Source organism: Pseudomonas sp. IT-P253, from assembly GCF_949768125.1.
Lineage (GTDB): Bacteria > Pseudomonadota > Gammaproteobacteria > Pseudomonadales > Pseudomonadaceae > Aquipseudomonas.
The window spans coordinates 38,027-60,925 of record NZ_CATKPT010000026.1; the positions used below are offsets into that span (position 1 = coordinate 38,027).

At 58.6% G+C, this 22,899-nt stretch carries 23 protein-coding genes and 1 pseudogene; 13 read left to right on the forward strand and 11 right to left on the reverse strand.

Annotated elements, in window-relative coordinates:
* Positions 1 to 117 precede the first annotated feature (117 nt).
* Positions 118 to 1,299 carry an acetyl-CoA C-acyltransferase family protein gene (locus ACM6IR_RS15600; protein WP_414908560.1) on the reverse strand — a complete coding sequence of 394 codons (1,182 nt, stop codon included), beginning with the start codon at positions 1,297 to 1,299 and terminating at the stop codon, positions 118 to 120.
* A complete protein-coding gene (locus ACM6IR_RS15605; protein WP_414908561.1) occupies positions 1,296 to 2,078 on the reverse strand; it encodes an enoyl-CoA hydratase in 783 nt (260 codons plus the stop codon). Before ACM6IR_RS15605 ends, ACM6IR_RS15600 begins: the two co-directional genes overlap by 4 nt.
* A 227-nt stretch (positions 2,079 to 2,305) precedes the next feature.
* On the opposite strand from ACM6IR_RS15605, the gene ACM6IR_RS15610 reads away from it, so the two are divergent.
* The 3 genes from ACM6IR_RS15610 to ACM6IR_RS15620 are packed head-to-tail and all read left to right on the forward strand — an operon-like array spanning position 2,306 to position 5,763.
* A complete protein-coding gene (locus ACM6IR_RS15610) occupies positions 2,306 to 3,409 on the forward strand; it encodes a polyamine ABC transporter substrate-binding protein (RefSeq protein ID WP_414908562.1) in 1,104 nt (367 codons plus the stop codon).
* 30 nt (positions 3,410 to 3,439) lie between these two features.
* The gene (locus ACM6IR_RS15615; protein ID WP_414908563.1) at positions 3,440 to 4,858 is read left to right on the forward strand and encodes an aminotransferase; all 1,419 of its coding nucleotides are present in this window, start codon (positions 3,440 to 3,442) and stop codon (positions 4,856 to 4,858) included.
* Positions 4,855 to 5,763 carry a LuxR C-terminal-related transcriptional regulator gene (locus ACM6IR_RS15620; protein ID WP_414908564.1) on the forward strand — a complete coding sequence of 303 codons (909 nt, stop codon included), beginning with the start codon at positions 4,855 to 4,857 and terminating at the stop codon, positions 5,761 to 5,763. The genes ACM6IR_RS15615 and ACM6IR_RS15620 overlap by 4 nt, the downstream gene beginning before the upstream one ends.
* A gap of 128 nt (positions 5,764 to 5,891) precedes the next feature.
* On the opposite strand, the gene ACM6IR_RS15625 is transcribed toward ACM6IR_RS15620, so the two are convergent.
* Positions 5,892 to 6,635 (reverse strand): anti-sigma factor family protein, encoded by a 744-nt coding sequence (locus tag ACM6IR_RS15625; protein ID WP_414908565.1) that lies wholly within the window; start codon positions 6,633 to 6,635, stop codon positions 5,892 to 5,894.
* Positions 6,628 to 7,140 carry a sigma-70 family RNA polymerase sigma factor gene (locus tag ACM6IR_RS15630; RefSeq protein ID WP_414908566.1) on the reverse strand — a complete coding sequence of 171 codons (513 nt, stop codon included), beginning with the start codon at positions 7,138 to 7,140 and terminating at the stop codon, positions 6,628 to 6,630. The genes ACM6IR_RS15625 and ACM6IR_RS15630 overlap by 8 nt, the downstream gene beginning before the upstream one ends.
* Positions 7,141 to 7,440: 300 nt before the next feature.
* Between ACM6IR_RS15630 and ACM6IR_RS15635 the strand changes: the two genes are divergently transcribed.
* The 3 genes from ACM6IR_RS15635 to ACM6IR_RS15645 all read left to right on the forward strand — a co-directional run bounded on the left by ACM6IR_RS15635 (position 7,441) and on the right by ACM6IR_RS15645 (position 9,696).
* Positions 7,441 to 8,409 carry a metallophosphoesterase family protein gene (locus ACM6IR_RS15635; protein WP_414908567.1) on the forward strand — a complete coding sequence of 323 codons (969 nt, stop codon included), beginning with the start codon at positions 7,441 to 7,443 and terminating at the stop codon, positions 8,407 to 8,409.
* A 14-nt stretch (positions 8,410 to 8,423) separates the two neighbouring features.
* Positions 8,424 to 8,732 carry a cupredoxin family copper-binding protein gene (locus tag ACM6IR_RS15640; protein WP_414908568.1) on the forward strand — a complete coding sequence of 103 codons (309 nt, stop codon included), beginning with the start codon at positions 8,424 to 8,426 and terminating at the stop codon, positions 8,730 to 8,732.
* 100 nt (positions 8,733 to 8,832) lie between these two features.
* A complete protein-coding gene (locus ACM6IR_RS15645) occupies positions 8,833 to 9,696 on the forward strand; it encodes a LysR family transcriptional regulator (protein ID WP_414908569.1) in 864 nt (287 codons plus the stop codon).
* Positions 9,697 to 9,823: 127 nt separating this feature from the next.
* Here ACM6IR_RS15645 and ACM6IR_RS15650 read toward each other — a convergent pair whose 3' ends face one another.
* Positions 9,824 to 10,975 carry an MFS transporter gene (locus ACM6IR_RS15650; RefSeq protein ID WP_414908570.1) on the reverse strand — a complete coding sequence of 384 codons (1,152 nt, stop codon included), beginning with the start codon at positions 10,973 to 10,975 and terminating at the stop codon, positions 9,824 to 9,826.
* Between the two features lie 167 nt (positions 10,976 to 11,142).
* Here ACM6IR_RS15650 and ACM6IR_RS15655 point away from each other — a divergent pair, with 167 nt between their 5' ends.
* Positions 11,143 to 12,135, forward strand: a complete 993-nt coding sequence (locus ACM6IR_RS15655) for a diaminopimelate epimerase (protein ID WP_414908571.1) — start codon at positions 11,143 to 11,145, stop codon at positions 12,133 to 12,135.
* Between the two features lie 111 nt (positions 12,136 to 12,246).
* Here the strand turns inward: ACM6IR_RS15655 and codA are convergent, their stop codons facing one another.
* The 4 genes from codA to ACM6IR_RS15675 form a co-directional block, all read right to left on the reverse strand.
* Positions 12,247 to 13,494, reverse strand: coding sequence for a cytosine deaminase (codA, locus tag ACM6IR_RS15660; protein WP_414908572.1), 1,248 nt, complete (start codon positions 13,492 to 13,494; stop codon positions 12,247 to 12,249).
* A gap of 207 nt (positions 13,495 to 13,701) precedes the next feature.
* Positions 13,702 to 14,058, reverse strand: a complete 357-nt coding sequence (gene queD, locus ACM6IR_RS15665; protein WP_414908573.1) for a 6-carboxytetrahydropterin synthase QueD — start codon at positions 14,056 to 14,058, stop codon at positions 13,702 to 13,704.
* A gap of 94 nt (positions 14,059 to 14,152) precedes the next feature.
* Positions 14,153 to 14,290 carry a hypothetical protein gene (locus ACM6IR_RS15670; RefSeq protein WP_414908582.1) on the reverse strand — a complete coding sequence of 46 codons (138 nt, stop codon included), beginning with the start codon at positions 14,288 to 14,290 and terminating at the stop codon, positions 14,153 to 14,155.
* A gap of 245 nt (positions 14,291 to 14,535) precedes the next feature.
* A complete protein-coding gene (locus ACM6IR_RS15675) occupies positions 14,536 to 15,240 on the reverse strand; it encodes a murein L,D-transpeptidase catalytic domain family protein (RefSeq protein ID WP_414908574.1) in 705 nt (234 codons plus the stop codon).
* Between the two features lie 77 nt (positions 15,241 to 15,317).
* Here ACM6IR_RS15675 and ACM6IR_RS15680 point away from each other — a divergent pair, with 77 nt between their 5' ends.
* The 6 genes and pseudogenes from ACM6IR_RS15680 to ACM6IR_RS15705 all read left to right on the forward strand — a co-directional run bounded on the left by ACM6IR_RS15680 (position 15,318) and on the right by ACM6IR_RS15705 (position 22,132).
* Positions 15,318 to 17,069: a L,D-transpeptidase family protein gene (locus tag ACM6IR_RS15680; RefSeq protein WP_414908575.1), complete on the forward strand. Its 1,752-nt coding sequence runs from the start codon at positions 15,318 to 15,320 to the stop codon at positions 17,067 to 17,069.
* Positions 17,070 to 17,181: 112 nt separating this feature from the next.
* Complete coding sequence (locus ACM6IR_RS15685; protein ID WP_414908576.1) at positions 17,182 to 17,841, forward strand: ribonuclease T2 family protein; 660 nt, start codon at positions 17,182 to 17,184, stop codon at positions 17,839 to 17,841.
* Between the two features lie 158 nt (positions 17,842 to 17,999).
* The gene (locus tag ACM6IR_RS15690; protein ID WP_414908577.1) at positions 18,000 to 19,574 is read left to right on the forward strand and encodes a diguanylate cyclase; all 1,575 of its coding nucleotides are present in this window, start codon (positions 18,000 to 18,002) and stop codon (positions 19,572 to 19,574) included.
* Positions 19,575 to 19,714: 140 nt separating this feature from the next.
* A pseudogene (locus ACM6IR_RS15695) lies at positions 19,715 to 20,329 on the forward strand (DUF1254 domain-containing protein); the annotation flags it as partial.
* A gap of 71 nt (positions 20,330 to 20,400) precedes the next feature.
* Positions 20,401 to 21,195 (forward strand): exodeoxyribonuclease III, encoded by a 795-nt coding sequence (gene xth / locus ACM6IR_RS15700; RefSeq protein ID WP_414908578.1) that lies wholly within the window; start codon positions 20,401 to 20,403, stop codon positions 21,193 to 21,195.
* A gap of 112 nt (positions 21,196 to 21,307) precedes the next feature.
* Positions 21,308 to 22,132 (forward strand): arylamine N-acetyltransferase family protein, encoded by an 825-nt coding sequence (locus ACM6IR_RS15705; RefSeq protein WP_414908579.1) that lies wholly within the window; start codon positions 21,308 to 21,310, stop codon positions 22,130 to 22,132.
* A gap of 5 nt (positions 22,133 to 22,137) precedes the next feature.
* Here ACM6IR_RS15705 and ACM6IR_RS15710 read toward each other — a convergent pair whose 3' ends face one another.
* Positions 22,138 to 22,470: a BrnA antitoxin family protein gene (locus ACM6IR_RS15710; RefSeq protein ID WP_414908580.1), complete on the reverse strand. Its 333-nt coding sequence runs from the start codon at positions 22,468 to 22,470 to the stop codon at positions 22,138 to 22,140.
* A 3-nt stretch (positions 22,471 to 22,473) separates the two neighbouring features.
* Positions 22,474 to 22,755, reverse strand: a complete 282-nt coding sequence (locus ACM6IR_RS15715) for a BrnT family toxin (RefSeq protein WP_414908581.1) — start codon at positions 22,753 to 22,755, stop codon at positions 22,474 to 22,476.
* Between the last annotated feature and the right edge of the window lie 144 nt (positions 22,756 to 22,899).

Sequence of the window (22,899 nt, forward strand, 5' to 3'; positions counted from 1 at the left end):
TCAAGGGCGCCGCGTTTATTCAGTAAACACGCGTTATTGTTAAAGACCATCGCGAGCAAGCTCGCTCCTACAATTTCCTTAACGGGTCGGCATTACGCCGCTCCTCATACCAACCCTTCAAACCCGCTCAAAAATCGCAGCAATCCCCTGGCCACCACCAATGCACATGGTCACCAGCGCATAACGGCCGTTGATGCGGTGCAGTTCGTGGATGGCTTTGGTAGCAATCATCGCCCCCGTCGCGCCCACCGGGTGGCCCAGGGAAATACCCGAACCGTTCGGGTTGACCTTGGCCGGGTCCAGATCCAGTTCCTGGCTAACCGCACAGGCCTGGGCGGCGAAGGCGATGTTGGCTTCGATCACGTCCAGGTCAGCCACCGTCAGGCCGGCGCGCTTCAGCGCCAGGCGTGTGGCGGGAATCGGACCCAGGCCCATCAGTTCCGGTTCGACGCCGGCATGGGCATAGCTGACCAGGCGGGCGAGAGGCCGCAGGTTGTTGACCTGAACCGCGCTGCCGGTCGCCATCACCAGCGCAGCAGCGCCATCGTTCAGACCCGAAGCATTGCCGGCCGTGACCGAGCCGTCCTTCTTGAACGCCGGCTTCATCTGCGCCAGCTGTTCCAGGGAGGTGGCGCGAGGATGTTCATCGACGCAGAACAGCTTGGTTTCCTTGCGGTCACGGATTTCGACAGCGGCGATTTGCTCGCTGAAGTAACCGTTGGCAATTGCGAACGCTGCACGCTTCTGATCTTCGAGGGCGAGGGCGTCCTGCATGTCGCGGGTGATGCCATTGCGCTCGGCGATGTTCTCGGCGGTGATGCCCATGTGGATGCCATGGAAGGGGTCATGCAGGATGCCCAGCATGTAGTCGATGGCCTGGACGTTGCCCATGCGCGCGCCCCAACGGGCCGAAGGCATCAGGTACGGGCCGCGGCTCATGGACTCGGCACCGGCGCCGATCGCGATGTCGGCGTCGCCCAGCATCAAGGTCTGGGCCGCGCTGATAATGGCTTGCAGTCCAGAGCCGCAGAGGCGGTTGACGTTGTACGCGGGAGTCTCTTTCGGCAGGCCGGCATTCATCGCGGCAACCCGGGAAATGTAGGCGTCGCGGGTGTCGGTCGGGATCACGTTGCCCATCACCAGGTGACCGATTTGCGCCGGGTCCACGCCGGAGCGTTGCAAGGCAGCCTTGACGGCCGTGGTCGCCAGATCGGTCAGGGGAACGTCTTTGAGCGAACCACCGAAGGTGCCAATGGCGGTACGTGCGGCGCTGACTACAAAAACTTCTGGGGTGTTCATGACGGCTTTCCTTTGGATGGGTTCTTTTCTGTACTGCGATTAAGTATGGCGTTCAACGCCGTCTGTGCTTCAGGGCTGTTCAAACGGTCGATGAACAACAGGTTTTCCTGGCGAATGGTGGCTTGCAGTTCCGCCATTAACGGTTGCTTGAGCAATTGCCGGGTCTGGCGCAGGGAATCCTGAGGCATTGCCAGCAGTCGCCGGGCCATGTGCTGCGCGGCCGCCAGGCACTGTTGCCCGTCGTCGAACAGTTCGTTGGCCAATCCACACGCGACGGCGGCGGCCCCGTCGAGGCTGTCACCCCACAGCAGCAGCCGTGCGGCGCGGGCATGGCCGAGCAGGCGCGGCAGCAACAGGCTTGCGCCGAATTCCGGGCACAGGCCCAGGTTCACGAACGGCATGCGCAGCTTGGCGTTACGCGTGACCAGCACCTGATCGCAATGCAACAGCAGCGTGGTGCCGATACCGATGGCTGCCCCGCAAACCGCTGCGATCAACGGCTTTTGCAGGTGGGTGATCACACGCATCAGGCGAAACGCCGGGCTGTCCAGGTGGGTCGGCGGATGCTGGAGAAAGTCGGCCAGGTCGTTGCCGCTGGTAAAGCACGAGGCGCCACCGGTGAGGATGATCACACCGGTTTCGTCGTCTTCGTCGGCGGCCAGCAACAGGTCAGCCAACTGCGTGTACATGCTGTTATTCAGCGCGTTGAGCTTGTCGGGGCGGTCAAACGTGAGCGTCAGTACGCCTGCGCTGTGTGCTTGTTTGATCAGATCGTTCATAGCGTGCCCTGGATATTCGGTGCGTCGGCCACTCTAAGCGCCCGGCCTGTGCCGGATCTATGACAAAACGGGTCAACGCATCTGCTTCTTTTTGCCATGTTGCACAGCGTCGAGGGCCGGCAACCGCCGCACACACCCATTCGGGGTATGGTGCCGTCTGCCGAATCCCTCAATAGTGGACTCATCCGGTCATCCAGAACGGAACCTGCCTGGTAGGTGAATTTGCTATGCGCAAAGCATTCAAGTTGATTTTCAGTGTGTTCCTTGTCCCTCTGTCAGTCAGCGTCCATGGCGCCGACGTCAACGATGCCAATACGCTGCGGTTGTATAACTGGGCCGATTACATTGGCGAAAAAACCATTTCGGACTTTCAGAAGGCCACTGGCATCAACGTGGTGTATGACACCTTCGATGCCTATGAAACGGTCCAGGCGAAATTGCTCACCGGCCACTCCGGTTATGACCTGGTGGTGTTGAATGCGTCCCTCGCACCACCGCTGATCCAGGCCAGGGTCTTTCAACCGCTGGATAAAAAATTATTGCCCAGCTGGACCAACCTTGACCCGAAAATCCTGCAGGACTTGCAGGGATTTGATGCCGGCACGAAGTACTCCGCGCCGTATACCTGGGGCAGTAACGGCATTACTTACAACGTCGACAAGATCAAGGAGCGCATGCCGGACGCGCCGATCGGTTCGCTGGCGATGATCTTCGACCCGAAAATCGTCTCGCGCTTCGCCGACTGTGGCGTGACCCTGGTCGATGCCCCCACGGAAGTGATTCCCCTGGCGCTGAAGTACCTGGGGCGTGACCCAAGAAGTGCCGCGCCGGCCGATCTGAAAGCCGCGCAGGATTTGCTGTTATCCGTGCGGCCGTACATCAGGAAATTCGATTCGGTGAACTACCTGACCAGTCTGCCCAACGGCGATGTGTGCATGGCCATGACCTGGTCCGGCGACTATGCGACCGCCATGGCCCGCGCCGAAGAAGCCAAGCTGAAGATCAAACTGTCCTACTTCATTCCCAAGGAAGGTTCGTTGATCTGGTTTGACAATATGTACATTCCGGCCGACGCCCCGCACGTCGCCAATGCCCATAAGTTTCTTGAGTACCTGATGCAGCCCCAGGTGATGGCGGACGTGAGTGATTACATTCACTACGCCAACAGCAACGCGGCGGCCACGCCGTTGCTGAATGCCGATGTGCGAAATAACCCGGCGATCTATCCCGATGAAGAAACCCGGCGGCGCCTGTTCCCACAAAAAACCCAGGACGCGAAAGACATGCGCGCCATGACGCGTGTCTGGAGCACGGTGAAGAGCGGGATCTGATCGTTCAACTATTCGGTTTGAGGTTTTTGTATGGCTACTCCAACGAAGCAAGTATTGTCCGCCGCTGATGAGTCCCGACTGGTCAACGCCGATAAAGCTCACTACATGCACGGCTATCACATGTTCGACGAACATGCCGAGCAGGGCTCCCTGAACATTGTGGCCGGTGATGGCGCCTATATTTACGACACCCAGGGCAACCGTTATCTCGATGCAGTCGGGGGCATGTGGTGCACGAACATCGGGTTGGGCCGCGAAGAAATGGCCCTGGCGATTGCCGATCAGGTGCGGCGTCTGGCGTATTCGAATCCGTTTTCCGACATGTCCAACAACGTCGCCATCGAGCTGTGCGAAAAGCTCGCCAGCCTGGCGCCGGGGGATCTCGACCATGTGTTCCTCACCACTGGCGGTTCTACCGCCGTGGACACTGCTTACCGATTGATTCAGTACTACCAGAACTGCCGTGGCAAACCGAAAAAGAAGCACGTCATCGCCCGTTTTAACGCCTATCACGGCTCCACGACGCTGACGATGTCGATCGGTAACAAGGCCGCCGACCGTGTCCCGGAATTCGATTACGCCAACGACAAGATTCACCACGTCTCCAATCCCAATCCCTACCGTGCACCGGACGGCATGGACGAGGCGCAGTTCCTCGAGTTTTTGATCCGCGAGTTCGAAGACAAGATTCTGTCCATCGGCGCGGACAAGGTCGCAGGTTTTTTTGCCGAGCCGATCATGGGGTCGGGCGGGGTGATTATTCCGCCCAAGGGTTACCTGAAACGCATGTGGGAAGTCTGCCAGCGCTACGACATTCTGTTTGTCGCGGACGAGGTGGTCACGTCATTCGGGCGGCTGGGCAAGTTCTTCGCGTCTTACGATGTGTTCGAGGTGCAACCCGATATCATCACCACGGCCAAAGGGCTGACGTCTGCTTATTTGCCGCTGGGCGCCTGCATCTTTTCCGACCGTATCTGGAACGTCATCGCCGAACCGGGCAAGGGTCGCTGCTTTACCCACGGCTTTACTTACAGCGGGCATCCGGTGTGCTGCACGGCAGCGCTGAAAAACATCGAAATCATCGAACGGGAAAACCTGCTGGAACATGTCGACGTTGTCGGCGCTTACCTGGAAGAGCGATTGGCGACACTCAGCGATTTGCCGCTGGTGGGCAATGTGCGCTGCCAGAAGTTCATGGCCTGTGTGGAGTTTGTCGCCGACAAGCGCACCAAGGCGTTGTTTGCCGATGAGATCAACATCGGCGAGAAGATTCACCTGCGTGCGCAAGCCCGAGGATTGCTGGTGCGGCCGATCATGCACCTCAATGTCATGTCGCCGCCGCTGATTCTCTCTTGTGCCCAAGTCGATGAAATTGTCGAGACCCTGCGGGTGTGCATTCTTGAAGTGGCGGCCGAGCTTCAGGCGAACGGTCAGTACTTCGGGCAATGAGTTCGCCAGCCAGGCTTTTACCCGGTGCCGGCTCACCCGCTAGACTGCGAGGCATGAGCAAACCAAACGACGATACGTTGATCGCATTGCCCTTCGGGGCACTGCACAAATGGCACGGGGCAATGCGCCAGGCATTCGCCCGTAGCGATGAGCCGGATGCGCTTCAATACCTGGCGGCGGGCTTCGCGCACCTGGTGTCCATCGAGTCAGTGATGATCAGCCTGGAGCACAAGGACCGTCCACCGCAGTTGCTGTATCAGCGCGGCATACCGGAAAAATACCGGGAGTCGATCATCGACCGCTATTTTTCCGGAGGTTACTTGCTCGACCCGTTTTGCCTGGCGGTGGAGCAAGGGTTGGCCGAAGGGTTTTATCACCTGGAGGAAATTGCCCCGGACAACTTCTTCGACAGCGAGTATTACAAGACTTACTACTTGAAGGCCGGCAGTTCCGAGGACAGTTTTTATATTGTCGAAACCGGCAATGACACCAAGGTCTCAGTGAGTCTGTTTCAAGGCTTTGGCGGGGAAAGCTTGCGGGCTGAGCAGTTGAATCTGTTGCGGGCAGTTGAGCCGCTGGTGCGCGAATTCATAAGCGAATTTGGCCAGCGCGGCTTGCAGCGCAGTGCGCTGATCCAGGGTGGTAACGACGCGGGCGGGGGAGACGATCTGAAGCAAAGAGTGCAGTCGGCATTCGAAAACTTCGGCTGCGACTTGCTCACAGAACGTGAGCGGGAAGTGGCGCACATGGTGCTCAGGGGGCACTCCGTGAAGTCCACGGCCAGCCAGTTGAGTATTTCGCCGGAAACGGTGCGCATGCACCGCAAGAATCTTTATCTGAAGCTGGACATCGGCTCACAGTCGGAGCTGTTTGCGCTGTTCATCGAATGGTTGCGCAGGCACTGAGCCAAGGTGACCACGAACCCTGTAGGAGCGAGCTTGCTCGCGAAGGTGTGTCAGTCGAGATTAATATAGCTGACACACCATCGCGAGCAAGCTCGCTCCTACAAGGGGGGGCACTGTGAAGCTTCCTTTTAGGTGCCGTTCCTGAGCAACTGACTGAACGCCTCCAGTTCACTTTTCTCCAGATCGGACACCAGCACAAATCGCATGTGGTTCGCTTGCCAGGACACCACGTTAAAGCCACGAATCGTCTGACTCTGTCGCGGTTTATCGGCCTCCGGCGCAGGCAAGATAAACACGTTGATAATGTGCTTGGCCCGCCCATAACTGAGGGCCGCCGTGGCCTGATGCTGCAGATAATCCAAGCGCCCGCCCAACAGCGGAAACCCTTGTGCCGAGTAATCGAATACCGGCGGCGAGAAGTCGAGTTTGCCGGTGAACCAAGGCTTTACGGTGTGGCGGTCGGACGAAACCACGTCGTTCAAATGCTCGCCCATCAATGAGCGGACGTGGCTGGAGACCGCCTCGTCCATCAACGGTTGCTCGCTGGCGGGCGTTGCCACATAAAGCACCACCGCCAAGCCCAGCGCCGCCGCTGAAAAAGCCGGTGCGAACCATTTTCGCCAACGCTCGACAGTGCGTGAAGGTGGGGCATCAAGAGCGAGCACACTGGCAGTCAACGACGCCGGCGCCGGGTAATACGGCGCCTGGCGCTTCACGCTGAGTATCAGCAGCCTCGCCTGATCATGCTGCCGCGCGCACTTGGCGCACTCGGCCAAATGCCCGGCCACCGTCGCAGCCGTCTGAGGATCAAGTTCCTTGTCCAGATAGCCGTGCATCAGCGTTTGGCAAACCGTGCAGTCGAGTTCATTCATGATCGTACAACTTCAGTAATTCAAGCTTGAGCATGGCGCGAGCCCGGGCCAGTCGCGACATGACGGTGCCGATGGGAATGTCGACCACCAGGGCGATGTCTTTGTAGGGCATGTCTTCGAGTTCTTTCAGAACAATCACCTCGCGAAACGCCGGCGGCAGGGCGCACAGGGCTTGCTGGATCAGCGCTGCATTTTCCATGTGAATGGCCAGCAGTTCCGGGGTCTGGCTGTGGCTCAGCGCCGCGTCGTTTTCGCAAAATTCATCGCCGATAGCAACCCAATGGTGTCCGGACGAAGCCTTGAGCCAGGTGTAGCTTTCGTTACGCACGATGGTCAGAAACCAGGCCTTGGCGTTGCCGTCGACAAAGCGATGCGAAAACCTGAAGGCTCGCAGGGCGCTTTCCTGCACGACATCGCGCGCGGCGCTGTCGTTGCCAGTGAGCCAGCGCGCGAGGTTGTAGGCCGCGTCCAGGTGGGGCGCAAACAGTTCCTCAAATCGCTTCATAGTGGTTCCCGCACTGTCTCACCCCTATAACCGTGGTGTGCCGCATTTTATTCCCGGTGAAAAGCTTTTTTCCAAAGCACGGCCCAAATCCCCGTAGCAGCTGCCGAGGCACGAGGCTGCGTTGCGTGTCCGCAGGACCGCCCTCCGAGGACCGCCTAGGGGCCGCTGCGCAGCCCAACGCAACCTCGTGCCTCGGCAGCTGCTACGGGGATTCAATGTCGCCGTGGAATAAAACTCCGTCCTGGCTGGTTGTATCTCGTGTCAGCTACATCACTGTAGTTCGCCAGCGAGGGCATAACGATGGACATTCAATCAACCAATCAACGACGCACCGACGGCCCGCTAGATCCGGATCGCCGAACGCTCCTGAAATGCTCGGCGTGGGCCGGGGCGGGAGTGATCTGGGCCCTGAGCGGCGGTATTCCCCGCGCCTTCGCTCTGGATGAGACGGGCAACGTCTCCGACCCCAAAGCGCTGGCCAGTACGTTTCACTTCGTGCAGATCAGCGACTCGCACATCGGCTTCAACAAAGAGGCCAATCCGGAACCGCTGAAGACCTTGCAAGTGGCCATCGACAAGGTCATCGCGCTGCCAAAACGGCCATCGCTGATCCTGCATACCGGCGATATCACCCACCTGTCCAAACCCGAGGAGTTCGACACTGCCGCCCAACTGCTCAAAGGTCTGCCGTCCACCGTTCACTATGTGCCGGGCGAGCACGACACCCTCGACGAGGGCGGCGGCAAGCTCTACCTGGAACGTTACGGCAAGGGCACCAAAGGCAATGGCTGGTACAGCTTCAATGACCACGGCGTACATTTCATTGCGCTGGTCAATGTCTTCAACTTCCAGGCGGGCCATGAAGCAACCCTTGGCGCCGACCAACTGGCATGGCTGGCCGATGACCTGCGCGCCGTGTCGAGCAGCACGCCAATCGTGGTGTACACGCATATTCCGTTGTGGACGATTTATCAGCCGTGGGGCTGGGGCACCGAAGATGGCGACCAGGCGATTGCCATGCTGCGCAAGTACGGTTCGGTGACGGTGTTGAACGGGCATATCCATCAGGTCATCCAGAAGGTCGAAGGCAATATCACCTTTCACACCGCCCGCGGCACGGCTTATCCACAACCTGCACCCGGTACGGCGCCAGCACCGGGGCCAATGGCTGTGGCGGCGGATCAACTGCGCAATTATTTGGGGATCACCGAAGTGCGAGCGACGCAGGGTGATCATCCGCTGGCATTGATTGATTCGACATTGGTCTAGGGGAGGGTGCTCGGATGAAAAAGCGACTGTTGGCCATGGCCTGCCTGATGCTGTCGATGCCCGTGTGGGCTCAAGAGGTGAAAATCGATATCAAGGAGTTCATGTTCGGGCCCAAGGAGTTGACCGTGGCCGTGGGCACCAAAGTGACCTGGGTGAACGACGACCAGATCCCGCACACGGTGGCGGAAACCCACAAGGTGTTTCGCTCGGGCGCGCTGGATACCAATGACAGTTTTTCCTGGGTGTTCAACACGCCGGGAGAGTATGAGTATTTTTGTGCGCTGCATCCGCAGATGATCGGGAAGATTGTGGTCACCCAATGAATGACCCCCTGTAGGAGCAAGCTCGCTCCTACAGGGGGAAAGCACTGCCATTCATAAAGATGTCTTATTACACTGCCTCTTTTTACGGTAAGCAAAGCAGATGGATATTGAACTGGCTAAAACATTTTTGGAGATAGTCAGGTGTGGCAGTCTTATCGCCGCGGCGGACAGATTACATGTGACACAAACAGCTATTACCGCTCGCGTTAAAAAACTGGAACATAGTTTAAATAGCAAGTTGTTCGTTCGAAATAGAACGGGGGCAAGACTGACAGCGGATGGAGAAGCGTTTGTCGTCTATGCCAATCAGCTGGTGCACACCTGGGAGGCGGCCGTCAGAGATCTACCCTTGCCGGAAGGTTTTCATAAGATGCTTCACATCGGCGGGGAGGTCAGCTTATGCAACCCTCTGATGCTGAACTGGGTGAGCGAAATACAAAAAAACATACCGTCGCATGCGATCAAGACGGAGATAAGAGATGGGGCGGCATTGCTGCATCAACTGGAACTAGGGCTGTTGGATGCCGTACTGGTTTATCAGCCGGTCTATTGGCCAGGGTTTCAAGTCGAGCAGATTCTTGAAGAAAAACTAGTGCTTGTGCGACTGGTCAGCAAACCGACACCGTATGTTTATATCGACTGGGGAGAGGCGTTTCGACAGGCCCACGACGCGGCGCTCCCCGAGAATGCTCGAGCGGCGCTCTCATTTAATCTGGGGCCGGTGGCGCTGCAATACATATTGGATAACGGCGGCGCAGGGTATTTTCGGACTCGGGTCGTGCAATCCTATATTGAAAGCGGGACTCTGGAGAGAGTCAGTTCGGCCCCGGAATTCAACTACCCGACTTATCTGGTGTATTCCCGTAATCGATCATCTGTGGAATTACAATTGGCGATCGAATTATTGAAAAAGGTTGTCACCGATGACAGTGATTGGTCCCAGCGCTGGGACCCGATGATTTGATGGCGGCACCGTGGTGTGCACACAACATGTGTGTGCAACACCGATCAAATGTGGGAGATTCTATGTTGCCTGACACACAGCTTTCGCGAGCAGGCTCGCTCCCACAAGGGGTCTTCGTGGTGCCCGTTTAAACCTTCAACACCTTCCCGCCGATGGCCACGGCCACCAGTAACAGCGCCATCATCCCGAAGGCAAAGCTCAAACTGCTGCCGTGGGCGATAAACCCGATCACCGCAGGCCCGGCAAGAATCCCCGCATACCCCAAGGTAGTAATTGCCGGCACGGCAATGTGCTCGGGCATGACCGTCTGTTTGCCCACGGCCGTGTACAGCACCGGCACAATGTTCGAGCAACCCGCGCCCAGAAAGGCATAGCCAATCAACGCGGCCTCCCAGCTCGGTGCGAATGTCGCCAGCGCCAGGCCGGCCGCGGCCGTCAGCCCGCCGAACACAATGACCCGCGTAGACCCCAGGCGTCGGACAATCTTGTCACCGGTCAACCGCCCGACCGTCATGGTCAGCGCAAATGCGGCATAACCCAGCCCTGCATACGCCGTGTCGATCCCGCGCTCCTGCACCAGGAACACCGCGCTCCAGTCGAGCGCCGCGCCTTCGGCCAGGAACACGATGAAACACATTCCGCCGATAAACAGCACGATCCCGTGGGGCACGGCAAATGCCGGACCGGAGCTGTCACTGCCAAAAGGCAACAGGTGTGGCGCAGCCTTGAGCAGCGCCGCCATCAGGCACACGATGACCATCACCATCGCCCCCAGCGGTGAAAAGCCGAAGCCGAGCAGGACGCTGACCCCCGCTGCGCCGACGATTCCGCCGAGGCTGAACAGTCCATGAAACCCTGACATCATGTGCTTGCCACTGGCCCGCTCGACGATCACCGCTTGCAGGTTCACCGTCGAATCCACCGTGCCGAGCCCGGCGCCGAACATGAACAAGGTGGCGATCAACGCCGGCACTGACGACACCGTCGCCAGCAGGGGCAGGGCCGCACAGATCAAAAGCGTCCCGCCAGTTGTCACCCGTCGACAACCGAAACGCGTCGATAGAATCCCGGCCAACGGCATGGCCAGGATCGAACCCACCCCCAGGCACAACAGCAGCAACCCGAGGGTCCCTTCATCCAGCCCGGCCCGGGCCTTGGCGTAAGGCACCAGCGGCGCCCACGCGGCGATGCCCAGACCGGCGATGAAAAAGGCGATGCGCGTGGACATCTGTTCCAGACGCCCGGGAACGAAGGTGGTTGGAGTGTTGAGGTTGCTCATATCAATCCTTGGCAAAAAACGTCGCGTCCCAAAGGGACAGTGACCGACCCGCGTGGGTTCATCCGTGTCCGTAAGGTCTCGTGCTCCGGCAGGCTGACATCCTTGCACACCGATATCGTGTTTCGCGATATGTTGAGCCCGACCATCATTGCAGAAGGGAGGGCGCCATGGCGCGGATGTACGATGCACGAGGCAATATCTACATGGTTGTGGCGCCTGACGAATTGCGCCGTAACGGTATCGATATACCGGATCAGGCCAGTCACGCCGCTCAAACCCACGAGGCATGGGCGGCGGCAGCCATCGAGAATTGCTGTGGCTGGGCGCCCGGCTCACAACCCCCCGGCAGCAAGGACCATTGCAGCGATGGTTTGCTGGTCGGACCGTTCCAGTCGTCACCCCCTTTTGATTTGTTGATTGTGAACACCGACGGCACCCTGGCCGAACGCAGCGGCAACGGGTTGACGATTTTTTCCCAGGCCCTCGGCGACCAGGGGCTTTTGCCGAAGAGCGGGGCTTGCCTGCTCAGGGTTCATCACGACAAGGTCGATGTGCTTTCACCGGGGGAGGCATCGGTGAAACCGGCACAGGTCGAAGGTGTGCAGGGGTTCTGGCTGGACTTGGGCAAACCTTCGTTCGGGCCGCAAGCGGTCAGCGCTGACGGGGTTGAGAGCGTGGCGTTCAACGGCCGTGAGCTCAGTCATGTGCAACCGTTGTCGTCACTCAATGCCGCGTGGTCGCGAAGCCAGTTCACGCGGGTTGGCAATCCGCATTGCGTGACACTGGTGGATGACGCCGGTGCGTTGCCGAGCAATGAACAGATGCGCCAAACGGGATTGTCCGAAGGGCTGACGCGTATCGCCTATGCCATGCCCACCGGGGCAGGGAAACCGTGTCCTGCCGGGGTTAATTTGCAATGGGCAATGCTTGAGTCCGAGGGGCGAGTCGTGGCGCGGGTATTCGAGCGTGGCGAAGGGCCGACGGCGTCGTCGGGCACCAGCGCCAGTGCGGTGGCTTGCGCGGCGTGGCGCGTGGGGTGGGTCAAGGCAGGGGAGGTGAAAGTCGTTATGCCCGGTGGGACTGCGCCGATTTTGTTGGAGGAATCGGACGGTGGGTTGAGTCGGGTCAGTCTGTTTGGTACTGCTCGATTGATGGGGTGATAGTTAGATCGCCATCGCGAGCAAGCTCGCTCCCACAGGGTTTGTGTACGACACAGATCACCTGTGGGAGCGAGCTTGCTCGCGATGGCGTCAGTCCAGCCAACCAAACATTCAGCCCAGATCGCCGAAAAGCTCCACCACCGGCATCTCCCGCTTCATCAATACCTTGCCATCGCGAACCGAATACAGCGGCAAGCCCTGGCTGCGGATTACCTCATAATCACTTTCCGCCGACAGAATCAGCAAATTCGCCGGTCGCCCGCGTTCCAGTCCATATCGATCCCCCAGGGCCATGGCCTTGGCGCTGTTGTCGGTCACCAGGTCCAACGCGCTTTGCAGGTTGCGGTAACCGAGCATGTGGCAAATGTGCAGACCCGCTTCGAGTACCCTCAGGATGTTGCCGTTACCCAGCGGATACCACGGGTCGACAATGGAGTCCTGGCCGAAACACACATTCATCCCCGCTTCGAGCAACTCGTTGACCCGCGTTACGCCACGGCGTTTCGGGAAGTTGTCGAAGCGCCCCTGCAGGTGAATGCTTTCGGTGGGGCAGGAGACAAAACTGATCCCCGACTGCCCGAGCAGGCGAAACAGTTTGGCGCAGTAGGCGTTGTCATAAGAACCCATCGCCGTGGTGTGGCTGGCCGTCACGCGCGAGCCCATGTCACGGCTGCGCGCTTCTTCGGCCAGCACTTCAAGGAAGCGTGAGTGCGGGTCGTCGGTTTCATCGCAATGCACGTCCACCAGGCAGCCGGTGCGCTCGGCCAGGTCCATCAGGAACTTTACCGAACTGACGCCCTGGTCTCGGGTGTTCTCGAAATGCGGAATGCCGCCGACCACATCTGCGCCCATGCGAATGGCTTCTTCCATCAGCTCTCGACCGTTGCGGTACGACTCGATGCCTTCTTGTGGGAACGCGACGATTTGCAGGTCGATCAGGTGACGGCTTTCCTCGCGTACTTCGAGCATCGCCTTGAGTGCGGTCAATGTCGGGTCGGTGACATCGACGTGGGTACGCACATGCTGGATGCCGTGGGCAGCGAGGGCCTGGATGGTTTTCTTGGCGCGGGTCTTGGTGTCCTCCAGCGTGATGGTCGCCTTGCGCTCGCCCCAGCACTCGATGCCTTCGAACAGCGTGCCGCTCATGTTCCAGCGTGGCTCGCCGGCGGTGAGGGTGGCATCGAGGTGGATGTGCGGTTCGACGAAGGGCGGCACCACCAAATTGCCGCCAGCGTCCAGATCGTCGGGCCCCAGGGTGGGCGCTTCGGTCTGTCGGGCGATATTGCTGATCAGGCCGTTTTCCAGGTGCAACTCATGCAGGCCTTCCAGGTTGCGCAGGCGGGCATTGATGATGTGCATGAGGCGAGTCCTTTGAAAGAGTCGTGTCGTTAACACCTTACGTTAGCGCGGCTGCGGCGATCTGTGCCAGTTCAATTGTAGGAGCGAGCTTGCTCCGGGCGGCGTTCCGACGAAAGCTGCCTGGCATTCAACGAATATGTTGACTGCGACACCACCTTCGCGAGCAAGCTCGCTCCTACAGGGATTGGTATTGTCTTTTAGATCTGATTACTCGCCGTGGTAGATACAGCCGCTGGTGCAGGTTTCGTGGATACGGATCGCACTGAGTTCCGGGAGCAGGGGCTTCATTTCATTCCAGATGAATTTGGCCAGCACTTCACTGGTCGGGTTTTCCAGGCCGGGAATGTCGTTCAGGTAGTTGTGGTCCAGACGCTCGTAAAGCGGTTTGAAAATCGCCTTGATTTCAGAGAAGTCGCGGATCCAGCCGGTGTGCGGATCGAGGTCGCCACTGAGGTGGATCGCCACTTTGAACGAGTGACCGTGCAGGCGGCCGCACTTGTGGCCGTCCGGTACGTGGGGCAGGCGGTGGGCGGATTCGAAGGTAAATTCTTTGAAAATTTCCACAGTGGTTTCAGCTCTGTCAGGTGGCGATCGCCGCAGCGATGGGGGCAGACGGCGAGTTTAACAGTTTGCGTTTGGGCTTGCGGGAAAAGACTGACTAGAGGGTCAGCATACGCTCGCCAAGGCGACCGTTGGCGGCCAGTTCCAGGAACTCGTCACCCAGGCGACGGCTTTCATCCTCTGGCAGGCAGGCTTTGACGGTCAATGATTGACACTTGATGTGGATAGCGGTCATACCGGTCTCGAAGTCTGGCGAGCGGGCGGATTATAACCGTGTGTGGGCTTGTTAGTTGCAGGGGCGAGCTTGTTCCGGGTGGCGTTCCGACGATGGACTTAAGAACGCTGCGTTTAGCCAGTAAATACGCGTTATCGTTTACGACTATCGCGAGCAAGCTCGCTCCTACAATGGGGTCCACATCACGCAAGTGCCTTTCAGAAGACCCTGGCCGGGATTATAGTTTTGACAGGTTCACGCGATATTTAACGGCGAGCATTGGGCTTGGCGGACGTCGCCATGGTGGCCCCGCTGCAATTGATATAGGCAGACGATTTCAACCAACGCTGATCCGGGTAGTAGGAAAACAACAGCTGCCCATTCTTCATCGAGTCAATCAGTCGATGGGCAATGGCCGGCCTTACTGCGGGGCAGCCGAGGCTTCTGCCAATCCGGCCATTCACCCGTGCCAGGACCGGACTGACATAAGGCGCACCATGAATGACGATCGCCCGGTCAAAGGCATTGTCGTTGAAACCCGGTTCAAGACCTTCCATGCGCAATGAATAGCCGTTCTGGCCGACATAGCTCGACTGGGTGCGGTACAAACCGAGGCTGGTGGCAAAGCTTTCGTTTTGATTGGAGAAATTGACGGCCATGTTTTCGCCGCTGTTACGACCGTGGGCCACCAGTTCGTGGAACAGCAACTTGCGCTTTTTCAGGTCGAAAACCCACAGTCGCGGCTCGGTGGACGGCAGGGAATAATCAATCACTGCCAGTCGCTGGACAGGGATTGCCCCCTGGACCTGGGTACATTGTGTCGCGCGTACGGCCAGGGCAATCACCTTGGCATCGGCGTCGGGAGCCGTTTTGGCGAGCGCGGTGGCAAGCGAATCGGCGTAGGCTGCCGGTACTGACGATATTGTCAGCAGCAAGGCCATTAAAAGAAAGCCCAAGCGATCTCGCGCCATATTAGATGTCTCATCATGATAGTTTCGAGTTTAGCAGTACGTTTGCCAGGCGTTGATGCGCAGATTAAGGATTATCCATGGTGCAATTAACAAGGTTATTTGTCATAAGCCGCGTGATTTTTATGGGCTTTCTGATCAGCGGTGCAGCGGTCGCAGAAACTTCGCCGATCGAGCCGGTATTTGCGCCGAGTAGCGTGATCACTGCGGCACCAGACGACAACGTCGCTCAAGCGATTGAGGCCACGCTCGCGCCGCTTCGCACCGCTTTTCCACCGCTGCTCACGTCACCGCGGCATAAGCGAGTGGATGTCAGCCGCGTGGTCATGGATTTTTATAGTCATCGTGGCTATCGCGCGGCCTGGACAAATGACCGTGATGTCAGCCAATTGTTGATCAGCCTGAACGCGACACAGGCCGACGGATTGAACCCTGCTGACTTCCATGGTGATGAGCTGGCAAGGTCTCGACCATCAATGCAGGCCACGGCGCCAACGCCCGAGCAACGGGCAGCGTTTGATATCGCGGCGACCCACACCTTTGTCACCGCTCTGCTGCAGTTGCGGCGGGGCAAGGTCGACCCTTCGCGGCTGGATATCCACTGGAACTTCGATCCGTCGGAGGCTGATCCCCGGGACGACTTCAATCACTTCTTCGCCGCCCTCGACGCCCATGATGTCGCCCGCGCTTTTGCTCAGGCACCGCCACAACAGTCGGTCTACCTCGGTTTGCGTCAGGGCCTGGCGCAATTGCGCAAGATTCGGACCTCGGGTGGCTGGCCAAAGATTGGGGAAGACCATTCACTCAAGCCGGGTATGGACGAACCCGCTGTCGCGCAGTTGCGGGCGCGGTTGGTGGCAGGTGGTTTTCTGGACCCGCGATTGGCCCGCGGGACGAACTACGACGCGGCCGTCACGGCGGCAGTGAAAAAGTATCAAACCGAGCAATACCTTGGGGCGGACGGTATGGCGGGGGCCACGACGCTGGCGGCGCTGAATGTGTCCGTTGATGCGCGCATCGATCAGGTGCGGGTGAACATGGAACGGGCGCGTTGGCTGCTTTATAAACTCCAGGGTACGTTCGTCATCGTGGATATCGCCGGGTACAAGGTCGCGATGTATCGCGATGGCAAGCCGATCTGGCGCTCTCGGGTGCAGGTCGGCAAACCGGTTCGCAATACACCGATATTTCAGTCGGAGATTACGTACATCACGTTTAACCCGACCTGGACCGTGCCCCCAACGATTCTAAAAGAGGATGTGCTGCCCAAGATCCAGAAAAATCCGGGTTACCTTGAAGCTAACCGACTTCGGGCGATTGGCAAGGATGGCACTGTGGTTGATCCATCGACCATCGACTGGAGTAACCCGCGTGGCATCACCCTGCGCCAGGACGCCGGGATCGACAGCTCGTTGGGTCAGGTGGCTATCCGGTTTCCCAACCAGTATTCGATTTACCTCCACGACACGCCGCATCGCGAATTGTTTGCCAAATCGGTACGCGCCACCAGTTCAGGCTGCATTCGGGTAGAAAATCCGCTGCAGTTGGTTGAGCTGTTGTTCAATGACCCGATTCGTTGGAACAGCGCCGGGATTCAAAAACAGCTAGCCAATGGCAAGACAGAAAATATCAGGCTCCCGGTCAAGGTGCCGGTGCTGCTGGCGTACTGGACCGTCGACCTCAGTAGTGATGGTCGAGTGACCTTCAAACCCGACGTCTATGGGTACGATTCCGAGGTACTGCGGGGATTGAATCTGCCTGCGAAATCGCCCGTTCTGGATTGGCGGCGAGGGCAAACCTCCGCCGCAGCCACGGGAAAAAACACGTTGTAGCCCTCTCAGCCTTAATCATTTCGATTCATTTTTGTGGTGTGAGAGTAATCATGGCGATGCCAAAGTACCGGCCAGGGACTTCACCCGATAATCGATCCCAAGGAGTGGGAAGATGAAGAAATTTTATGCCGTGATCGTGCTCATCTTGATCACGCTCGGCAGCATTAACTCGAGCACCGCTCGAGATTCAAGAAACGCCAGGCCCGAATCCGTGGCAGGCGTGTTCGATTACTACCTGTTGACGCTGTCCTGGTCGCCCACGTACTGCCTGACCCACGAGGGTGACGCCCAATGCTCCGGCAAAGGTTATGGCTTCGTGCTCCATGGTCTCTGGCCGCAATACATCAAGGGTGGCTGGCCGCAATCGTGCCTGCCCAGGGTGAATTTGTCTGCTGCGGAGCGAGCGAAGGGGCTGACGTTGTTTCCGACCCGCAAGCTGCTTGAACACGAATGGGCCAAACACGGCACCTGCAGCGGACTGAATGCCATGGGCTATCTGGAGGCCGCCGACACGGCCGTCGGCGCGGTCAGGATTCCGCAACAATTGCAGCCCTTCAGCGATTCGTATTACTTCGAAGCCAGAGACATCGTGCAGATGTTCCGCCAAAGTAACCCCGGGCTTCCTGCGGATGGCATTGCGGTGGTTTGCAATGGGCCGACGCTGTCGGAAGTTCGGGTGTGCATGAGTAAGGACCTGGAGTTTGCAGCGTGCGGGAAAGGGGTGAAGAGCCAGTGTCGGGAGGGGGATATTCGGGTTCCGCCTTCGCGATAGCGCCTGGTACAAAAAACGGGAGGGTCAATGCACACCTGAAACTCATTTCCTGATGGTGGGCTAACGGACATTTGCCCCTCATCACCCCCGTAGACTAAGCTCACAAAAAATAAGGGTTTTGGGTTTTTGCCCATGCCTTACCCTTTCAGGACGAGCTTTTGTCTATTCCCCATTACGACCCGCACCCTGCCTCCGGCGGCACGTTGAAACGGCTACCCCTGCTCAAGGCGTCGGTACTGTTTATCGCGACGGTATGCCTGTGCCTCTGTGGTTTGTTGTACCTGCAGCTGGAACAGTCGCGCCGCCAGGACCTGGAGGCGGCGCAAGTGGCGTCCTCAAACCTGACCCGGGCCATGGCGCAGCAGGCCGAAGACACGTTCATGAAAGCCGATCTGGTGCTGACCGGTCTGGCGGAGTGGATTCAAGCCGATGGCTATGCCGCTGCCCAAAAGCCGCGATTGCAAAAAGCTTTCGCACGGCGGGTTCTGGCGCTGGAGCAGTTGCACGGGATTTTTCTGTTCGACAAGCAGGGTCAATGGGTCGTGACCTCGTTTGACGAACCGCCTCGCGGCCCAGGCGTCACGGACCGCGAGTACTTCAAGTTTCACCAACAGAACGTGACGTCAGTGGCACATATCGGGCCGGCGATCCGCAGCCGCGAGAGTGGTGAGTGGATCATTCCGCTGTCCAAACGGTTGAACGACAAGAACGGCAACTTCCAGGGCGTCTTGATGGCCGGGATCAAAATGTCGTACTTCGATGAGTTCTTCAAAAGCTTCAATATCGACGATAACGGTACGATGTTTGTCGCAATGACCGACGGAACGCTGTTGGCGCGACGTCCTTTTGTGGAGTCGCTGATCGGCGCGTCGGCGGCGAAGAGCGAAATCTTTCAGACACTCTTGCCCCGCGCGCCCTCTGGCAGCGCAATGTTCAGCTCGGTGGTGGATGGTGTCGTCCGTATGTATGGTTACCGCCAGCTAAGTGCCTACCCGCTGGTCGTGGCCGCGGCAGCTTCCAAGGATGCCATTCTCAAGGAGTGGTACGCCGCGGCGTTTCAATCCATCGTCATCGTCGCATTGGTGATCCTCGGCGTAGGGTTGTTTGGCTGGGTGTTCATTCATCAAGTGCGCGATGGTGAGCGGATCGAAGCCGATTTGCGTAAGGCCCAGGAAGCGCTGGAGCTGATTGCAACCCACGACAGCCTCACCGGTCTGGCCAATCGTCGACTGTTCGAGCGGGCCCTGGATATCGAGTTTGGCCGCGGCGCCCGACAATCGAGCCCGCTGAGCCTGATCATGCTCGACATCGATTTTTTCAAACGCTACAACGACACCTATGGCCATGTGGCCGGGGACCACTGCCTGGCCGAAGTGGCGCGGGCGCTGAAAAGTTGCTGTCATCGCAAGGCTGATCTCGCCGTGCGTTATGGCGGTGAGGAGTTCGCGGTGTTGCTGCCTGACACCGACATCCATGGCGCACTGGCGATTGCCGAACAGATCCGTCGCAGCGTCATCGACAAAAACATCACTCACAGCGGTTCGCCCACTGGCTACTTGACCGTCAGCCTCGGTTGTTATTCGTTTGTGCCGGCAACAGGGCATGACAGCATTGAAGCGTTCATACAGCGCGCCGACGCGGCGTTGTATCGAGCCAAGCATTCGGGGCGAAACCGTTCGGCGGTGCTGTCGCTGGAGGGCGGCGTCGAGGCGCTGGCGCGATCGGATCGCTGAGGTGCTCAGGTGTGTTTCACCCGTGCAACACCCCGGCCAGCCGGCTGTCTGGCTGTCAGAACAGCTTGAAATGATCGTCTAGAGTTCCGTTAGCCCTGCCGAGTCCGGCAGATCTTCCCTCAGCACGGACGATCGCCAGAATGTTGATTACTCAAGCATTGACAGCCGTTGCTCTAACCCTCGCAGCCTCCGCCATTTTTCCACTGGCCAGTCACGCCCAATCAAAAGCAGTTCCTCAAGCAGCTCAAGGCCCAATGAACATGTTTGTGAATGTGCCGGTGTATCCACCGACGGATTTCAAAGGTGGGGTGCACTCGAACTTCGACACGCTGTATTCCATCGCCTGGCTGGACCTGACCGAAGAACCACTGGTCATTGCCGCCCCGGATACAGTCGGGCGCTTCTATTTGCTGCCGGTGCTCGACATGTGGAGCAACGTGTTTGTCGCGCCGGGCTGGCATACGACCGGCAAGCAGTCAGGGCCGTTTCTGGTGACGCCACCGGGCTGGACCGGGACGGTGCCTGCCGGATTGAAACAATTGCGGGCGCCTGCGTCCTTCGTCTGGATCATCGGTAAAACCCGGTCCAACGGGGCTTCGGATTACGCGTCAGTGCACAAGATTCAGGCTGGCTACACAGTCACGCCATTGTCGCAGATGGGCAAACAAGCTGAGCCGCTGAGCGAGATAGCCGACCCGGTCGTAGCGATGAAAACGCTGCCGAAGATCCAGGTCGACAGCCTGTCGGCGGCCAATTGATTCGCCTGCGCTGCTGAGCTCCTCCGGGTCAGACACGCTAGACACCTCGCCATCAGGAGCGTTGGCCCATGAAAAATTTGCGGGTCGCCACCTTCAACGTCAACGGCATGCGTGCCCGGCTGCCGAACTTGCTGGCATGGCTGGAGAGGGAAAAACCCGACATCGCCTGTTTGCAGGAGCTCAAGTCGATCGACAGCGCCTTTCCCGCTGCGCAGCTTGAGGCTGCGGGCTACGGCTCGATCTGGCAAGGTCAGGCATCGTGGAACGGCGTGGCGATTCTGGCGCGGGACGCGCAGCCGCTGGAAACTCGTCGCGGTCTGCCAGGCGATGACAATGACACCCACAGCCGGTACCTGGAGGCAGCCGTACACGGGATTATGGTGGGCTGCCTGTACCTGCCCAATGGCAATCCGCAGCCGGGGCCGAAGTTCGACTACAAGCTGGCGTGGTTCGAACGGTTGATCAGCTATGCGCAGACGCTTCAGGGCAGCGAGCATCCGGTAGTGCTGGCCGGCGACTATAACGTGGTCCCCACCGACCTGGACATCTACAACCCGCGCTCCTGGCTCAAGGATGCACTGTTGCAGCCAGAGAGCCGAGAGTGTTACCAGCGGCTGCTCGACCAGGGCTGGACCGATTCCTTGCGTCATCTGTATCCGGAGGATCGTCTCTATACGTTCTGGGATTATTTCCGACAGCACTGGCAGAAAAACTCGGGCCTGCGCATCGATCATCTGTTGCTCAACCCGGCATTGAGCCCTTATCTGCAGGAGGCCGGCGTCGATGCCTGGGTTCGAAACGAAGCGCACGCCAGCGACCACGCGCCGACATGGGTCCGGCTAGGCTCGCGCAAGCATCGTTGATGTTTACCAGTGTGGCGATTGGCTAAATCAATTGTCGGTCGAACGGCTTTTTCCCTTATACATGGCGCCCATCGGCGGAGTTATCCGCGGCCCCCTGCAAAAGGACCGAGCAATGAGCGAGCCACGCCTGACGAATCTGAATCTGTATTTACAACGCCTGGGTTTCAGCGTGCCCCCCGCACCGACCCTGGAGACCCTGCGGCAACTTCAATTGCGCCACACAGGCGTCTTCCCATTCGAAAACCTCACCACCTTGTCGGGCGAACCTGTACTCGTCGACTTGCCGTCCATCGAGCAAAAAGTCCTGCACGAGGGGCGCGGTGGGTACTGCTACGAACTCAACAACCTGTTTCTGGCGTTGCTTCAGGCGCTGGGTTTCGACGCCCGAGGCATCAGCGGCCGTGTGGTGATGGGCCAGCCTGAAGGCGCATGGACTGCGCGAACCCACCGCTTGAGCCTGGTGATTCTGCACGGTGTGCGCTACATCGCTGACGTCGGCTTCGGCGGCATGGTTCCCACCGCGCCGTTGCTGCTTGATACTCCGGCCGAACAGCTCACCCCGCACGACCCCTATCGCATCGAGCAGCATGCGGATGGTTATACCCTTCGCGCCAATGTCGCTGGCGAATGGCGGCCGATGTATATCTTCGATCTGCAACGCCAGGAAGACATCGATTACGCCGTCGGCAACTGGTACGTCTCAACTCATCCAGAATCACCCTTCGTTAAACAATTGATGGTGGCCCGCACGGGGGAGGGCTGGCGGCGCACGCTGAACAACGGCAGTTTCGCGATTCATCGGCAGGGCAGGGAGAGCGAGCGACGGCAAGTGGCCGATGTTGATGAATTGGTCGGGGTGCTTGAGAGCGAGTTCGGGATTCGGGTGCCCGAGCACCTGAAACTGCAGCAAGTGCTTGGGCGGTTGCTGGAGCCATGAGTGACTCAAGGCTCCAGCACGCGATGAATTTCATTGAGGACCTCTGACAATTTTTTCTCCAGGCTCTTCAGCTCGGAGGCAGTTATCCCTTCTTTGAAATGACCGGCATTCGCAACAGCGGTGTAGGGGGTGGACGCCTTGCTTTTACCTCCATCGCCGAGCAAGGCGTGACGCAAGGTGTTGTTGATCACTGTCTGGTAACCAAACCCCTCGTTCTCGGCCACGGCGCGAGCAGCTTCCAGGACAACATCATCGAGCATGATGGTGATTCGGGTTTTTCCTTTGCTGGAAACAACCGCTCCTCGCTTGGCATTGCTGAAGTCGTATTCGTCTTTCATTGATCAAGCCTCCATATATCGACGCCGCTCATTTTTGGTCGCGATGCGTGCCGAAATGATTCGAACGAAATTCGGATCACGATAGGTGTACGCAACAACTAACAAACGACCTCTGGCATCCAGCCCCATGATGATCCACCGCTGCTCATCGTGATGATTGTCTTGCAGCGAGAGGGCTCTCTCGTCATAAAACACGGCCTCCGTTTCCGCGAGGCTGATGCCTTGATGCTTTAATTTGTTAGCGGCGTTCTTTGCCTTGTGATACTGAATTTCGAATGGCTTCATTATGCATACTTTATATGTATAAGCGAGGGGCGTCCGTGCCAACGGTCGCTTGGAGCTCTGAAGACTAGCGGGCGAGGGGAAAGGCAGCGGAGGGATGTATTTCAAAATTTTTGCGGGGGGGGGGGGGGGGGGGGGCCCCCCCCC

Coding starts and splice junctions, on each gene's coding strand:
- ACM6IR_RS15620 (WP_414908564.1), top strand. CDS start 4,855: ATGAGTTCGCCAGCCAGGCTTTTACCCGGTGCCGGCTCACCCGCTAGA.
- ACM6IR_RS15710 (WP_414908580.1), bottom strand. CDS start 22,470: ATGAAAGACGAATACGACTTCAGCAATGCCAAGCGAGGAGCGGTTGTT.
- ACM6IR_RS15715 (WP_414908581.1), bottom strand. CDS start 22,755: ATGAAGCCATTCGAAATTCAGTATCACAAGGCAAAGAACGCCGCTAAC.
- ACM6IR_RS15605 (WP_414908561.1), bottom strand. CDS start 2,078: ATGAACGATCTGATCAAACAAGCACACAGCGCAGGCGTACTGACGCTC.
- ACM6IR_RS15635 (WP_414908567.1), top strand. CDS start 7,441: ATGGACATTCAATCAACCAATCAACGACGCACCGACGGCCCGCTAGAT.
- ACM6IR_RS15655 (WP_414908571.1), top strand. CDS start 11,143: ATGGCGCGGATGTACGATGCACGAGGCAATATCTACATGGTTGTGGCG.
- ACM6IR_RS15685 (WP_414908576.1), top strand. CDS start 17,182: ATGAAGAAATTTTATGCCGTGATCGTGCTCATCTTGATCACGCTCGGC.
- ACM6IR_RS15615 (WP_414908563.1), top strand. CDS start 3,440: ATGGCTACTCCAACGAAGCAAGTATTGTCCGCCGCTGATGAGTCCCGA.
- ACM6IR_RS15600 (WP_414908560.1), bottom strand. CDS start 1,299: ATGAACACCCCAGAAGTTTTTGTAGTCAGCGCCGCACGTACCGCCATT.
- ACM6IR_RS15640 (WP_414908568.1), top strand. CDS start 8,424: ATGAAAAAGCGACTGTTGGCCATGGCCTGCCTGATGCTGTCGATGCCC.
- ACM6IR_RS15645 (WP_414908569.1), top strand. CDS start 8,833: ATGGATATTGAACTGGCTAAAACATTTTTGGAGATAGTCAGGTGTGGC.
- ACM6IR_RS15625 (WP_414908565.1), bottom strand. CDS start 6,635: ATGAATGAACTCGACTGCACGGTTTGCCAAACGCTGATGCACGGCTAT.
- ACM6IR_RS15610 (WP_414908562.1), top strand. CDS start 2,306: ATGCGCAAAGCATTCAAGTTGATTTTCAGTGTGTTCCTTGTCCCTCTG.
- ACM6IR_RS15705 (WP_414908579.1), top strand. CDS start 21,308: ATGAGCGAGCCACGCCTGACGAATCTGAATCTGTATTTACAACGCCTG.
- ACM6IR_RS15675 (WP_414908574.1), bottom strand. CDS start 15,240: ATGGCGCGAGATCGCTTGGGCTTTCTTTTAATGGCCTTGCTGCTGACA.
- codA (WP_414908572.1), bottom strand. CDS start 13,494: ATGCACATCATCAATGCCCGCCTGCGCAACCTGGAAGGCCTGCATGAG.
- ACM6IR_RS15680 (WP_414908575.1), top strand. CDS start 15,318: ATGGTGCAATTAACAAGGTTATTTGTCATAAGCCGCGTGATTTTTATG.
- ACM6IR_RS15650 (WP_414908570.1), bottom strand. CDS start 10,975: ATGAGCAACCTCAACACTCCAACCACCTTCGTTCCCGGGCGTCTGGAA.
- xth (WP_414908578.1), top strand. CDS start 20,401: ATGAAAAATTTGCGGGTCGCCACCTTCAACGTCAACGGCATGCGTGCC.
- ACM6IR_RS15670 (WP_414908582.1), bottom strand. CDS start 14,290: ATGACCGCTATCCACATCAAGTGTCAATCATTGACCGTCAAAGCCTGC.
- ACM6IR_RS15630 (WP_414908566.1), bottom strand. CDS start 7,140: ATGAAGCGATTTGAGGAACTGTTTGCGCCCCACCTGGACGCGGCCTAC.